Below are 13,968 nucleotides of genomic sequence, written 5' to 3' on the forward strand. Positions count from 1 at the left end.
CATCGTCGCCCTGCTCGGCGTCGGGGTCGGGGCCGCCGTCGCCACGGCCGGGCGGTCGCACCCCGGCATCACGACCAGCGAGTGGGGCCACACCGTCGTCGAGGCGGGCGGCGCGCCCTGCCGGTGCGGCTCGCACGGCTGCCTGGAGGCCTACGTCGGTACCGAGGCGGTCGTCCGGCACTACGCCGCCCGCGTCGGCAAGCAACCGGTCATCGGGGACGAAAGCGACATCGAACTCGCGCACATCGTGGCGGCGGCCGGCGAACCCGGCCCGGCCGCCGACGTGCTCGCCGAAACCGGCGAATACCTGGGGATCGGCATCGCCAACCTGATCAACCTGCTCAGCCCGGACCGGGTCGTGCTCGCCGGTTCGGCCGGCGCGATCATGGGCCCGGCGATCCTGCCCGCCGTCCGCGACGCCGTCGGCCGCCACGCGCTCGACTACCTCGCCGGGCACACCGAGGTCGTCCTCGGCAGGCTCGGGCCGGAGGCGGTCGCGCTCGGCGCGGCGACGCTGCCGATCGCGCAGTTGCTGGCCAGCGGGGGCCGAACCGGCTGATTTCCTTGCGTCGCAAGGAGTAGTCCGCACAGCAGGTCTAGACCGCCAGTTCTTTCAGTACTTAAACTTAGGCACAAAACGTTACCGCCGTGTTATTGACGTGACCCGAGTCACCCAGGTTGACTTCTCGACGTCGTTCGGTCGCCGGCGGTCGGGGCTCGCTACCAGTCGACACAGGTAAGTCGTCGATGACCAGGAGGATCCGATGCGAGTCAAGCGCTCCATCGTCGCAGCGCTAGTAGCGGTCATGGCCATGGGTGGCCTGACCGCGTGTGGGGGCAGCGGCAGCTCGAACGCCGCCCAGGGCAACCCGGACGCCGTGCTCAACGTCGGCAAGCCCGACGGCCCGCAGTCGGAGAACAACAACCCGTTCCTCGAGACGTCCGCCCTGTCCAACATGGGCTACCGCTGGATGATCTACGAGCCCCTGGTCATGCACAACCGCGTCAAGCCGCAGGAGCCCGGCAAGCCGTGGCTGGCGACGAAGTGGGACTGGGCGGACAACTACAAGAAGCTCGTCCTCACCATCCGCGACGGCGTCAAGTTCTCCGACGGCCAGCCGATGACGGCCGAGGACGTCGCCTACACGTTCCAGCTGCTGCGCGACAACAAGGCACTGAACGTCGACGCCGTGCCGTACAAGGACATCGCCGCGGCCGGCAACCAGGTGACGCTGGGCTTCGAGAACTCCCAGTTCGTCAACCAGCTCAAGATCCTGCAGACCCTCGTCGTGCCCAAGCACGTCTGGCAGGGCATCAAGGACCCGGCGCTCGACACGGTGAAGAACCCGATCGGCACCGGCCCGTACACGCTGAAGTCGGCCACGCCGCAGACGATGATCGTCGTCCGCCGCGACGGCTACTGGCAGGAAGCGCCGAAGGTCAAGGAGATCCGCTACACCTCCTACACCGACAACAACGCGCAGGTGAACGCGCTGGTCAGCGGTGCGTCGGAGTGGAGCTTCGTCTTCATCCCGAACTACAAGGCGGTCTACACCAGCAAGGACCCGCAGCACTACAAGCTGTGGTTCCCCGCGCAGCTCGCCGTGCACGGCCTGTGGTTCAACACCGAGAAGGCGCCGTGGAACGACGCGAAGCTGCGTCAGGCGGTCAGCAAGGTCATCAACCGTGACGACATCTTCAACCAGGGCGAGGCCGGCTACTTCTACCCGAAGAACGACCAGGTCACCGGCATCCCCACGCCGGCGGGCGACCCGTTCATCGCGCCGCAGTACAAGGGCCAGACGGTGAACGTCGACGTCCCGGGTGCCAAGGCGCTGCTGACCGGCGCGGGCTACAAGTTCAACGGCGACAAGCTGGCCGACCCGAGCGGCAAGCCGGTCGCCATCAAGCTCACCGTCCCGTCGGGCTGGTCGGACTACATCACCGACCTGGAGATCATCAAGGACAACCTGGCGCAGATCGGCATCACCGCCACGGTCGAGAAGATGAACCAGGACGCGTGGATCAAGTCGGTGGACACCGGTGACTTCGAAGGCCTGATGCACTGGACCAACGACGGCGCGACGCCGTACGACATGTACCGCGACGTGATGGACGGCAGCCGCTACAAGCCGACCGGCCAGGGTGGCATCAACGGCAACTACGGCCGCTTCAAGAACGACGAGGCCACCAAGGCGCTCGAGACGTACGCGAACGCCGAGGACGACGCCGCCCGCACCGCCGCGATGGCGACGCTGCAGAAGATCATGATCGACCAGCAGCCGATGATCCCGACGTCGGCGGCGAACTCCGGCGGCGAGTACAGCACGAAGAACTGGACCGGCTGGCCGGACGAGGCCAACCCGTACGCGCCGGCCCAGCCGACGCTGCGCAACGCACTCGACATCGTCCTGCACCTGAAGCCGTCGGCCTGATCGATGGCGGACTCAGCTGTGACGACCGAGCAGTCCCCCTCCGACCCCGTCGCCGTCGGGTCGGAGGGGGACCTCCCCGTTGTCCTCGAGGCGGCCGGGCTCACGAAGCACTTCCCGGTGCGGCGCCGCGGCCGGGCCGCGCTGACCGGCCCGAAGCGCAGCATCCAGGCCGTCGACGACGTGACCCTGACGCTGCGCCGGGGCCGGGTCACCGCACTGGTCGGCGAGTCCGGTTCGGGCAAGTCGACGGTCGCGCGCCTGCTCGCGGGGCTCTACCCGCGCACCGGCGGCGACATCCGGCTGCACGGCGAGGACGTGAACGTCAAGCACGGCAAGGCGTTCCGCGCCTATGCCCGCCGGGTGCAGATGATCTTCCAGGACCCGTTCGCGTCGCTGAACCCGGTGCACACCGTGCGCTACCACCTGACGCGGGCGCTGAAGATCCACGGCCGGGCCGGTGACGACCTCGAAAAGTCGTTGCACGAGCTGCTTTCCCGCGTCCAGCTGACCCCGCCCGAGCGGTACGTCGACAAGTTCCCGCACGAGCTGTCCGGCGGCCAGCGCCAGCGCGTCGCGATCGCGCGGGCGCTCGGCGCCGACCCGGAAGCCCTGCTGGCCGACGAGCCGGTGTCCATGTTGGACGTCTCCATCCGGCTCGGTGTGCTGAACCTGTTGCGGGACCTGAAGGAACGCCTGCACCTGGCGATCCTGTACATCACGCACGACATCGCGTCGGCGCGCTACTTCGCCGACGAGACGATGGTGATGTACGCGGGCCGGATGGTGGAAGGCGGCGACAGCGAGACCATCACGCAACGGCCGGCGCACCCGTACACGCGGCTGCTCATCGACTCCGCGCCCGATCCCGACCGGATCGCGGGCGGGGGCGAGCCCGGGGAGACGCCGGCCGAGCGCGGGTCGGGTGAGCCGCCGAGCCTGATCGATCCGCCGTCCGGCTGCCGGTTCCACCCGCGCTGCCCGGTGGCGATGGAGCGGTGCCGGACCGACCTGCCGCCGCGCTTCGACGTCGACGACGCGCCCGGCCACTGGGCCGCGTGCTGGCTGTACGACGGGGCCGCCGGATGAGGTACCTGCTGCAACGGCTGGCCTTCTACGTCTTCACCGCGTGGGCCGCCGTCACCATCAACTTCTTCATCCCGCGGCTGATCCCGGGCGACCCGGTGCAGTCGCTGATCGCGAAGAACCAGGGCATGATCAGCCAGGACGCGGTCCAGTCGCTGTACGTCCTGTTCGGACTCGACAAGAACGAAAGCCTGATCTCCCAGTACTTCGACTACTGGGGCCAGCTCTTCCGCGGTGACCTCGGGATCTCGTTCACGTTCTTCCCGACGCCGGTGTCCGAGCTGCTCGGCGACAGTCTGCCGTGGACGATCATCCTGGTCGGCATCACCACGGTCGTCGGCTTCGCCATCGGGACCGGGCTCGGCGTGGTCGCCGGCTGGAAGCGCGGCTCGTGGGTCGACGGGCTGCTGCCGGTGACGACGTTCCTCTCGTCGATCCCGTACTTCTGGCTCGGCCTGATCGCGCTGACGCTGCTGGCCGGCCCGGGCAGCTTCTTCCCGTCGTCCGGCGGCTACGACCCGGGCACGGTGCCCGGCTGGGACGGCACGTTCATCGGCAGCGCGATCCAGCACAGCCTGCTGCCCGCGCTCACCATCCTGATCAGCTCGATGGGCAGCTGGATCCTGGGCATGCGCAACATGATGGTCACCGTCGCCTCCGAGGACTACGTGACGGTCGCGCACGCCAAGGGCCTGCCGGAGCGCCGGGTGATGGTCGGGTACGCGGCGCGCAACGCGCTGCTGCCGAGCGTGTCCGGCTTCGCGCTGGCGCTGGGTTTCATCGTCGGTGGCACGCTGCTGGTGGAGATCGTCTTCTCCTACCCCGGCGTCGGGTTCCAGCTGTTCCAGGCGGTCGGCTCGCAGGACTACCCGCTGATGCAGGGCATCTTCCTGATCATCACGCTGTCCGTGCTCGTGGCGAACCTGTTCGCCGACGTCGCCTACCTCGCACTCGACCCGCGCACCCGGAAGGAGGGCTGACATGGCCGTACCCGCGGCGGACGTCAAAGCCGCCCAAGCCCTCCCCGTCGACGCGGTCGCGCGGCGGCGCCGGTTCCGGTTCCTGACCGGCGGCAAGACCGGCACCGGCCTGGCCGTCATCGTGTTCTTCCTGGTGCTCGCGGTCATCGGCGACTGGATCGCGCCGTACGACCCGTCGGCGCGCAGCAGCGACCTGCTGGAAGCGCCGTCCGGACGGCACTGGTTCGGCACCACCCACCTCGGCCAGGACATCTTCAGCCAGGTCGTGGTCGGCACGCGCAGCGTCATGCTGGTCGGGCTGGCCGCCGGCGTGGTGGCGACGATCCTCGCCGTCGTCGTCGGCGTGGCGTCGGGCTACCTCGGCGGCAGCACCGGGGAAGGCCTCTCCGCACTGTCCAATGTGTTCCTGGTGATCCCGGCGCTCCCGCTGATCATCATCATCGGCAGCGCGGTGCCGACCGGCGGCGACATCCTGGTGGCGGTGATCATCGGGTTCACGTCGTGGGCGTGGGGCGCGCGCGTCCTCCGCGCGCAGACGCTTTCGTTGCGCGGCCGGGAATACGTCGAAGCCGCGCGGGCGACCGGCGAGTCGACGTGGCGGATCATCTTCTTCGAGATCCTGCCGAACCTGACCGCGGTGATCGCGTCCAGCTTCGTCGGCACGGTGATCTTCGCCGTGATGTCCGAGATCACGCTCGCGTTCGTCGGCGTCTCCGGGCTGTCCAACTGGAACTGGGGCACGATCCTGTTCTGGGCGCAGAGCCAGCAGGCCCTCGCGCAGGGCGCGTGGTGGTGGTTCGTGCCCGCCGGGCTGGCGATCGCGATCCTCGGCACCGCGCTGTCCCTGCTCAACTTCGGCATCGACGAGTTCGTCAGCCCGCGGCTGCGCGGCAGCGGCAAGGCGCGCGTGCGCGGCGCCGACGGGAAGACGCACCGCATGCGGGTGGGCTTCACGCCCGTGCTCGGGCGAGAGGAAACGCCATGATGGACCCGGTACTGGAGATCAAGGGCCTCGACGTCGACTACGGCGTCGGCGACGAGGCCGTGCGCGCGGTCCGGGACGTGCACTTGACGTTGCACCGCGGCGAAGTGCTCGGCCTGGCGGGGGAAAGCGGCAGCGGGAAGTCCACTTTGGCCTACGGGCTGACGCGGCTGCTCGCCCCGCCGGGCGTCATCCGCGGCGGCGAGGTGATCTACCACCCCGCCGACGGCGAGCCCTACGACGTCCTTCGGCTGACCGACAGGCAACTGCGGGACTTCCGGTGGGCGGAGACGTCCATCGTGTTCCAGGGGGCGATGAACTCGCTGAACCCGGTGCACAAGGTCGTCACGCAGCTGGTCGACGTCATCAAGGCGCACGAGCCGGGCACGTCCCGCCCGGGCCGGGTGGCGCGGGCGCGGGACCTGCTGCGGCTGGTCGGGATTTCGGCCGACCGGCTGGAGGCCTACCCGCACCAGCTCTCCGGTGGCATGCGACAGCGCGTGATGATCGCGATGGCGCTCGCGCTCGAGCCGCGGATCGTCATCATGGACGAGCCGACGACCGCGCTCGACGTCGTGATGCAGCGGCAGATCCTCGGCCAGCTGGTGGAACTGCGGGAACGGCTGGGTTTCTCGGTCCTGTTCATCACGCACGACCTTTCGCTGCTGGTGGAGTTCTCGGACCGGATCGCGATCATGTACGGCGGCCGGATCGTCGAGCAGGCGCCGGCCGCGGACCTCTACCGGGACGCGCTGCACCCGTACAGCCACGGCCTGCTGAACTCGTTCCCCGCGCTGCGCGGGCCGCGGCGCGAGCTGTCCGGGATCCCCGGTTCGCCACCGGACACGCGGGGGATGCCGTCCGGCTGCGCGTTCCACCCGCGCTGCCCCAAGGCTTTCGAGCCCTGCCCCGACCGCGTCCCGCTGCTGGGAACGCCCGGTGATCCGGCGCGTGAAGTGGCGTGCTGGCTGCATCCCGTCGCCACTTCCTGAACGCCCTGTCCGGTACCTCTGGAGGAGAGCCTTGACCGAGACCACCGCCGCGACCGCCGAGCAGCAGGCGTTGATCGACACCCTGCCGCCGGACTTCCGCTGGGGCGTGGCCACCGCCGCGTACCAGATCGAAGGGGCGGTCGCCGAAGACGGGCGCACACCGTCCATTTGGGACACTTTCTGCGAAGTGCCGTGGGCGATCGACAACAACGACACCGGTGAGGTGGCGTGCGACCACTACCACCGGATGCCGTCCGACATCGCGCTGGTCGGCGAACTGGGCGCGGACACCTACCGCTTTTCCGTGGCGTGGCCCCGGGTCCAGCCGCACGGCCGCGGCGGCGTCAACGAGGCGGGCCTCGGCTTCTACGACCGGCTGGTCGACGAGACGCTGAGCCGCGGGATCACGCCGTGGCTGACGCTGTACCACTGGGACCTGCCGCAGGAGCTGGAGGACGCGGGCGGCTGGCCGGCGCGCGACACGGCGTACCGGTTCGCGGACTACGCGATGCTGGTGTTCGACCGGCTTTCCGACCGCGTCCGCCACTGGACGACGTTGAACGAGCCGTGGTGCTCGGCGATGCACGGGTACGTGCACGGCGTGATGGCGCCCGGGCGGCGCGACTACGCGGCCGGCCTGCACGCGGTGCACCACCTGCTGCTCGGCCACGGGCTCGCGACGCAGCGGATGCGCGAGGCCGCCCCGGCGGACACGCAGTTCGGCATCACGCTCAACATGTGCACGGCGGACCCGGCTACCTCCTCGGAGGAAGACGTCCGCGCGGCCCGTCAGGCGGACGGCCTCGGCGTCCGCATCTACCTGGACCCGCTGGTCCACGGGCGGTACCCGGAAGACGTGGTGGAGGACCTGGCCGCCCGCGGCGTGAAGCTCCCGGTCCAGGACGGCGACCTGTCGATCATTTCGACGCCGCTGGACTTCCTGGGCGTGAACTACTACTTCGGTCAGCAGTTCTCGGGCGTGGACGAGAACGGCTCTTCCGTGGACGAGGACGGGACGCCGGCTTCGCGAGTGGTCCCGTTCGGCGAGCCGACGACGGCGATGGGCTGGGAGATCCTCCCGGGCAAGTTCACCGAGCTGCTGACCCGGCTCGGGCGCGACTACCCGGGCCTGCCGATGTACATCACGGAGAACGGCTCTGCCTTCGACGACGACCCGGACTCGTCCGGCTTCGTCCGCGACGAGCAGCGGACGGCTTACCTGGCCTCGCACATCGCGGCCGTGGCGGCGGCGCGTGAGGCGGGGGCGGACGTGCGTGGGTACTTCGCTTGGTCCCTTTTGGACAACTTCGAGTGGGCGTACGGGTACGCGAAGCGGTTCGGGTTGGTCCGGGTGGACTACGAGACGCAGGAGCGGACGATCAAGCAGAGCGGCTACTTCTACCGCGACACCGTCCGGCGGGTGCGCGGCAGCTGAACGGCGGTGGGGTGAGCCCCACCACGGTCGTGGTGGCTCACCCCATGGTTCCCCCTCCGGAAAGCCCCTAGCGTCGGTCAGGAGCCGACTTGGGGGTAGTCATGACCGTTCGGACGGAGATCAGACCCGCACCCGCGCAAGGGAAACCGACGTGGTGGCGGCGGCCGTGGGTGGTGCCGCTGGCGCTCGTCGTCGCCGTGTTCCTGGCGTATTCCGTGCCGCCGTACCTCACGCTCGATCCGGCGCGGTCGCGGGTGCCCGCGCCGGGCGGGTTCGCCGCGCACTACTGGTTCCTCGTCGCCCACATCGCGTTCGGGACGATCGCCATCGTCGGCGTCATCCTGCAGGTCTGGCCGTGGCTGCGGCGGACGCACCCGGTCGTGCACCGGCGGGTCGGGCGGGTCTACGTCTTCGCCGGGGCGATTCCCTCCGCCGTGCTGGCGGCGACGATCGGGGCGGTCAGCCCGTTCGGGCCGGTCGTCGCCGCGCTCGACGTCGTGGCCGCCTTGCTGTGGCTCGGGTTCACCGTCGCCGGGTGGCGGGCGGTGCGGCAGCGGCGGTTCGCCGACCACCGCAAGTGGATGATCCGCAGCTTCGCGATGTGCATGAACACCCTGATGAGCCGCGCCCTGTCGCCGCTCGGGTTCCTGCTGGTCATGCCCAGGGGCGGGGACAAGGACACCATGATCCTCAGCGCCGCCACGGTTTCCGGTGCGTTGAGCATCTTGACGCTGTTGCTGCTCAGCCAGTGGTGGCTCGACCGGAAGCCGAAGACGCCAGCCAGCGCGCGATGATCGTCCGCTGGATCTCCGACGCGCCTTCGTAGATGCGCGGCGCGCGGACCTCGCGGTAGAGGTGCTCCAGCAGGTGCCCGCGGCGCAGGGCGCGGGCACCGTGCAGCTGGACGGCGGAGTCGACGACGAACTGCGCGGCCTCGGTGGCGAACAGCTTCGCCATCGCCGCGCGGCCGCCGAGGTTCTGCTCGCCCGCGTCGTACGCGCCCGCCGCCGCGTAGACCAGCAACCGCGCGGCTTCCGTGCGGGTCGCCATCTCCGCCAGCGTGTGGGCCACCGCCTGCTGCTTGATCAACGGGCCGCCGAAGGCTTCTCGTTGGCCGGTATGGGAAACCGTGGCATCCAGTGCCGCCTGCGCCATGCCGACGGCGAACGCGCCGACGCTCGGGCGGAACAGGTCGAGGGTCCGCATCGCCACCGCGAAGCCGCGGTTCTCCTCGCCGAGGAGTTCGTCGCGCCGGACCTCGACGCCGTCGAACGTCACCGTGCCGATCGGGTGCGGGCTGACCAGGTCGAGGTGCTCGCCGCCGAGGCCGGGGCGGTCGGCCGGGACGACGAACGCGCTGACGCCGCGGGAGCCCGCGTCCGGGGTGGTGCGCGCGAACACGGTGTAGAAGTCGGCTTCCGGCGCGTTCGAGATCCACATCTTCGAGCCGGTGAGCCGCCAGCCGTCGCCGTCGGGCTCCGCCGACAGCGACAACGCCGCCGCGTCCGAGCCGGCGTCCGGCTCGGTCAGCGCGAACGCCGCCACCGCGTCGCCGGCCGCCACCGCGGGCAGCCACTTCGCGACCTGTTCGTCCTGTCCGGACTGCAGGACCGGGTAACTTCCCAGGCCCTGCAACGCCAGCGCGGTCTCGGCTTCGGTGTTCACCATGGCCAGGTTCTCGCGCAGGATGCACAGGTCCGTCGCGGCCGCCTGCCTCGACGGCGTGCCCGACGCGACGCCGGGGAACAACCGCGCGAGCAGGCCGAGCGCGCCCATCGCCTTGAGCAGCGGGCGGTTGACCGCACCCTCCACTCCGGACTCGGCGAGCGGACGCAGCTGGTCTTCGGCCAGCCGCCGGACCTCCGCGGCGAAAGCCTGCTGCTCGGTGGTCAAAGCGAAAGCGGTCATCGTGAAGCTCCCGGTCGCCAGCGGGCATGGGCGGTCCCCGCCGGTCCGGAGCGGACGAGGTCGAGGCGCGGTTCCGGGCCGTCGCTGCGGCCGGTCTGGGGCTTGCGGCTGCCCGCGGCGAACGGCTTCGGCCACGGCAGCGGGTAGTCCTGCTCGGCCGCCGCGTGCAGCGTCCACTGTGGATCGTATAGGTGGGTTCGGCCCAGCGCGCAGAGGTCCGCGCGGCCGGCCAGGATCAGCGAGTTCACGTCGTCGTACGACGAGATCGCGCCGACCGCGATCACCGCGATCCCGTACTCCTCGCCGATTTCGTTGCGGATCCGGTCGGCGTACGGCGTCTGGTAACTGCGGCCGTACTGCGGGCGTTCCTCGCTGACGACCTGACCGGTGGAGACGTCGATGCCCGCGGCGCCGTGGGCGGCGAACGCGCGCGCGATCTCGACGGCGTCGTCGGCGTCGATGCCGCCCTCGCACCAGTCGGTCGCCGAGATCCGGACGGTCATCGGCCGCTCGGCGGGCCAGGCGGCGCGGACTGCGTCGAAGACTTCCAACGGGAAGCGCAACCGGTTCTCGAGTGAACCGCCGTAGGAGTCGGTCCGCTGGTTGGTCAGCGGAGACAGGAACGACGACAGCAGGTAGCCGTGCGCGCAGTGCAGTTCGAGGACGTCGAACCCGGCTCGTGCGGCGGCGTGAGCGCACGCGACGAACTGGTCCCGGATCTCCGCGAGGTCCGCTGTGGACAGTTCACGCGGGACCTGGTTCCGCGCGGAGTACGGCAGGGCGGAAGGGGCACAGACTTCCCAGTTCCCGGACGGGAGCGGCTCGTCGATGCCGTCCCACATGAGTTTCGTCGAACCCTTGCGGCCGGAGTGTCCCAATTGGACGCCGATGCGCGCGGGCGACTGCGCGTGCACGAAGTCCACTACCCGCTTCCAGGCGGCTTCCTGCTCCGGCGTGTACAGCCCGCCGCAGCCCGGCGTGATCCGGCCTTCGGGGGAGACGCAGACCATCTCGGTCATCACCAGCCCGGCGCCGCCGAGCGCCTTGCTGCCCAGGTGCACCAGGTGGAAGTCGCCCGGCACGCCGTCGACCGCCGAGTACATGTCCATCGGGGACACGACGATCCGGTTCGGCAGTTCCAGCGGACCCAGCTGGTACGGCTGGAACATCGGCGGCCGCGACGTCGTCCCGAGCGACCGCGCGAACCAGTGGTCCAGCTCGGTGGCGAACTCCGGGTCGCGCAGGCGGAGGTTGTCGTAGGTGACGCGGCGGCTGCGCGTGAGGATGTTGAACGCGAACTGCGGCGGCTCCTGGTGCGCGTACTGCGCGATGTTTTCGAACCACTCCAGGCTGGCCTGCGCGGCGCGCTGCGTCGACGTGACGACCGGGCGCCGTTCCAGTTCGTACGCCTTGAGCGCCGCCGCGACGCCGTCGTTTTCGTGCAGGCAGGCGGCGAGCGCGAGCGCGTCCTCCATCGCCAGCTTCGTGCCGGAGCCGATCGAGAAGTGCGCGGTGTGCGCGGCGTCGCCGAGGAGGACGACGTTCTCGTGCACCCACGTCTCGCAGCGGACCGTGCCGAACGAGACCCACTTTGAGTTGTTCGCCATGACCTGGTGGCCGTCCAGGACGTCGGCGCACAGCTCGCGGATCAGCGCGATGGACTTTTCGTCGCTCTCGCCCGGCTTGAGCGAGGTCGCCGCGACGGGACCGAACGTCCGCTGCCAGACGTCCTCCTGGACCTCGAGGATGAACGTGCTGCCGTCGCGGCCGTACGGGTAGCCGTGGATCTGCATGATCCCGGCCGGCGTCTCGAGGACGTAGAACTTGAAGGCGTCGAACACCAGGTCCGTGCCCAGCCAGATGTAGCGGCACCGGCGGGTTTCGACGCTCGGCCGGAAGGTCTCGGCGTACCGGCTCCGGACGGCGGAGTTGAGGCCGTCCGCGGCGACGACGAGGTCGTACCCCGAGAGGTCCGCCGGCGCCTCCTCGCGGAAGTGCAGCCCGATGCCGAGCTCGCCGCAGCGGCTCTGCAGGATGCCGAGCAAGCGCTTGCGGCTCATCGCCGCGAAGCCGTGGCCGCCCGAGGTGGTCACCGTGCCGCGGTAGTGGACGTCGATGTCGTCCCACCGCGCGAACTCGGCCTTCATGGCCTCGTGCACCGCCGGGTCGGCGTGCTCGATCCCGCCGAGCGTCTCGTCGGAGAACACGACGCCGAAGCCGAAGGTGTCGTCCGGGGCGTTGCGCTCCCAGACCGTGATTTCGTGGCCGGGACCGAGCTGTTTCGCCAGCGCGGCGAAGTACAGGCCCGCCGGGCCGCCGCCGATGACCGCGATACGCACGCCGTCCAGGGTATGTCGTCACCACTACGACCGTCAATAAGGCGAAAGATGGCGTACGGTGTGCGCATGGAACGCATCAACCCGCCGGAGCTGGGCGAGCCGTCCGGGTTCTCGCACGCGGTGGTGGCCGAGGGCCGGGTCGTCTTCCTCGCCGGCCAGACGGCGCTGGACGCGTCGAACAAGATCGTCGGCGACGGCGTGGTCGAGCAGTTCGAGCGCGCGCTGGGCAACCTGCTGGCGTCGCTGCGCGCGGCCGGCGGGTCCCCGGAAGACCTGTGCAGCGTCACGATCTACATCGTCGACATGCCGGACTACCGCGCCCACGCGCGCGAGATCGGCCGGGTCTGGAAGCGGCTCGCGGGCACGGAGTACCCGGCGATGGCGGGCATCGGCGTCTCGCGGCTCTGGGACGAGGAAGCGCTCGTCGAGGTGCAGGGTTTCGCGGTGCTCAGCCGAGGTTGATCGACTTGGCGACGTAGGCGCGCGCCGGGGTTTCCAGGCGCGCGTGCAGCTCGAAGAACAGCTCGGCCGCGCGGATCCCGGACCAGCCGGCGGGCAGGAACTCCGCGGGCAGGCCGGGGTCGAGGTAGGGCATCCGCCGCCAGCCGGTCAGCACGCGGACGTAGTCGGCGAACGCCTCCGAGCCGGCGGCCGGTTCGCTGCGTTGCCAGCGGCGCAGCGCCGGGCCGTGCTCGTCGAGGAACGTCGTGTACAGCTCGTCCAGCCGGTCGAGGTCCCACCAGTCGCGGACCTTCGCGGCGACGTCGCCGAACGCCAGGTGGTCGGCGCGGAACAGGTCGGCGTACCCGGCCAGGCCGAGCCGGGTCAGCGCCTCGGCGGCCACCCCGTGGAGGTGGGCCGGCGCGATCCAGACGCCCGACGCCGCCGTCCCGAAGCCCATCCGGGCGAGCTGGGTGCGCAGGAGGTGGCGCTTGTGGCGCTCGGTCTCCGGCACCGAGAACACGGCGAGCAGCCAGCCGTCGGCGGGGGTCGCGCGGTCGCGGCGGAAGATCCGCTCGTCGCCTTCGCGCAGGATTTCGCGGGCTTCGGCGGACAGCTCGTAGCCCGCCGTTGCGTCCCGGCGGACCGCTTCGAGGATGCCGCGGCGCTTCAGCCGGGAAATCGACGAGCGCACGGCCGGCTCGTCGACGCCGACGGCCGCGAGCAGGTCGATCAGCGAAGCGACCGACAGCCAGCCGCCTTCGGTGCGTGAGTACAAGCCGTACACCGTCACGATGAGCTGACGCGGCTGGGCCGCCCGGCCGGAGCCGTCCAGTTCGGTTGCGTCGGGTACGGCCGTCATCGGGCCACAATACAACTCGCGTCCCGGCCGCTCCGCTACGATTTCGCCGCGATGCTGCCAGCCACCAAGGGGATCTTCGACCGGCTCACCCGCCGGGGCCGCCTGATGACCAAGCGGACCTGCGACCGGCAGGGCCACGTCGTGCGCGACGGGCGCTTCCTCTTCCGCACCCCGACCGCGTGGGAGTACGCCGCCGCGGTCGCGTGCGGCAGCGATCCGGCCGCCCAGCGGTGGCTGGGCTGGCAGCCCGGCTCGATCGTCGACGAGCTCTCGCGGGCCGACGCGCTGCGGGTGGTGCCCGGCACCGGCCCGGACTGGGCGTCGCCCGATCCGCAGTCCGTCGACCTGGTGATGATCGACGTCGAGGCCAACCGCTGCGTCGGGCTGGTGAGCGTGCACACCGGCGAGGACGGCGGCCCGGAGACCGGCGGCTACCTCGCGCCGGACTACCGCGGCCGCGGCCACGGCCGGGCGCTCTTCGCGGCCGGGCTCGTCCTGGCGCACGACCACC

13 protein-coding genes are annotated in these 13,968 nt (G+C 70.4%); 10 read left to right on the plus strand and 3 right to left on the minus strand.

What is annotated here, in order from left to right; translation table 11 throughout:
- From G3I65_RS09830 to G3I65_RS09865, 8 genes are all read left to right on the plus strand, one after another.
- Positions 1–559, plus strand: a 559-nt coding sequence (locus G3I65_RS09830) for an ROK family protein (protein ID WP_160695815.1), incomplete at its 5' end; no start/stop codon positions are given.
- A 205-nt stretch (positions 560–764) separates the two neighbouring features.
- On the plus strand, positions 765–2,435 hold the full coding sequence (locus G3I65_RS09835) for an ABC transporter substrate-binding protein (protein ID WP_163046662.1): 1,671 nt from the start codon (positions 765–767) through the stop codon (positions 2,433–2,435).
- Between the two features lie 18 nt (positions 2,436–2,453).
- Positions 2,454–3,521: an ABC transporter ATP-binding protein gene (locus G3I65_RS09840; RefSeq protein ID WP_160695816.1), complete on the plus strand. Its 1,068-nt coding sequence runs from the start codon at positions 2,454–2,456 to the stop codon at positions 3,519–3,521.
- Positions 3,518–4,498 (plus strand): ABC transporter permease, encoded by a 981-nt coding sequence (locus G3I65_RS09845; protein ID WP_160695817.1) that lies wholly within the window; start codon positions 3,518–3,520, stop codon positions 4,496–4,498. Before G3I65_RS09840 ends, G3I65_RS09845 begins: the two co-directional genes overlap by 4 nt.
- A gap of 1 nt (position 4,499) precedes the next feature.
- Positions 4,500–5,483: an ABC transporter permease gene (locus G3I65_RS09850; protein ID WP_160695818.1), complete on the plus strand. Its 984-nt coding sequence runs from the start codon at positions 4,500–4,502 to the stop codon at positions 5,481–5,483.
- Entirely contained in the window at positions 5,480–6,472 is a 993-nt protein-coding gene (locus G3I65_RS09855; protein WP_239070953.1) for an ABC transporter ATP-binding protein, read from the plus strand. The genes G3I65_RS09850 and G3I65_RS09855 overlap by 4 nt, the downstream gene beginning before the upstream one ends.
- 31 nt (positions 6,473–6,503) lie before the next feature.
- Complete coding sequence (locus G3I65_RS09860; protein ID WP_160695819.1) at positions 6,504–7,907, plus strand: GH1 family beta-glucosidase; 1,404 nt, start codon at positions 6,504–6,506, stop codon at positions 7,905–7,907.
- 170 nt (positions 7,908–8,077) lie between these two features.
- Positions 8,078–8,701, plus strand: a complete 624-nt coding sequence (locus tag G3I65_RS09865; protein ID WP_160695827.1) for a DUF2306 domain-containing protein — start codon at positions 8,078–8,080, stop codon at positions 8,699–8,701.
- On the opposite strand, the gene G3I65_RS09870 is transcribed toward G3I65_RS09865, so the two are convergent.
- Both G3I65_RS09870 and G3I65_RS09875 read right to left on the minus strand, forming a co-directional pair.
- Positions 8,649–9,815: an acyl-CoA dehydrogenase family protein gene (locus G3I65_RS09870; protein WP_160695820.1), complete on the minus strand. Its 1,167-nt coding sequence runs from the start codon at positions 9,813–9,815 to the stop codon at positions 8,649–8,651. The genes G3I65_RS09865 and G3I65_RS09870 overlap by 53 nt on opposite strands.
- A complete protein-coding gene (locus G3I65_RS09875) occupies positions 9,812–12,154 on the minus strand; it encodes a bifunctional salicylyl-CoA 5-hydroxylase/oxidoreductase (protein ID WP_160695821.1) in 2,343 nt (780 codons plus the stop codon). Before G3I65_RS09875 ends, G3I65_RS09870 begins: the two co-directional genes overlap by 4 nt.
- 66 nt (positions 12,155–12,220) lie before the next feature.
- On the opposite strand from G3I65_RS09875, the gene G3I65_RS09880 reads away from it, so the two are divergent.
- A complete protein-coding gene (locus G3I65_RS09880) occupies positions 12,221–12,616 on the plus strand; it encodes a RidA family protein (RefSeq protein WP_160695822.1) in 396 nt (131 codons plus the stop codon).
- On the opposite strand, the gene G3I65_RS09885 is transcribed toward G3I65_RS09880, so the two are convergent.
- Complete coding sequence (locus tag G3I65_RS09885; RefSeq protein ID WP_160695823.1) at positions 12,603–13,457, minus strand: PaaX family transcriptional regulator C-terminal domain-containing protein; 855 nt, start codon at positions 13,455–13,457, stop codon at positions 12,603–12,605. The genes G3I65_RS09880 and G3I65_RS09885 overlap by 14 nt on opposite strands.
- Before the next feature lie 51 nt (positions 13,458–13,508).
- Here G3I65_RS09885 and G3I65_RS09890 point away from each other — a divergent pair.
- On the plus strand, positions 13,509–13,968 hold a 460-nt coding region (locus G3I65_RS09890), incomplete at its 3' end, for a GNAT family N-acetyltransferase (RefSeq protein ID WP_160695824.1).

Source organism: Amycolatopsis sp. SID8362 (genome assembly GCF_010550475.1).
GTDB classification, from domain to species: Bacteria; Actinomycetota; Actinomycetes; order Mycobacteriales; family Pseudonocardiaceae; genus Amycolatopsis; species Amycolatopsis eburnea.

What these genes read in the sequence shown, in the direction of transcription:
- G3I65_RS09835 (WP_163046662.1), top strand. Translation starts at nt 765, where the DNA reads ATGCGAGTCAAGCGCTCCATCGTCGCAGCGCTAGTAGCGGTCATGGCC.
- G3I65_RS09845 (WP_160695817.1), top strand. Translation starts at nt 3,518, where the DNA reads ATGAGGTACCTGCTGCAACGGCTGGCCTTCTACGTCTTCACCGCGTGG.
- G3I65_RS09850 (WP_160695818.1), top strand. Translation starts at nt 4,500, where the DNA reads ATGGCCGTACCCGCGGCGGACGTCAAAGCCGCCCAAGCCCTCCCCGTC.
- G3I65_RS09855 (WP_239070953.1), top strand. Translation starts at nt 5,480, where the DNA reads ATGATGGACCCGGTACTGGAGATCAAGGGCCTCGACGTCGACTACGGC.
- G3I65_RS09870 (WP_160695820.1), bottom strand. Translation starts at nt 9,815, where the DNA reads ATGACCGCTTTCGCTTTGACCACCGAGCAGCAGGCTTTCGCCGCGGAG.
- G3I65_RS09880 (WP_160695822.1), top strand. Translation starts at nt 12,221, where the DNA reads ATGGAACGCATCAACCCGCCGGAGCTGGGCGAGCCGTCCGGGTTCTCG.
- G3I65_RS09885 (WP_160695823.1), bottom strand. Translation starts at nt 13,457, where the DNA reads ATGACGGCCGTACCCGACGCAACCGAACTGGACGGCTCCGGCCGGGCG.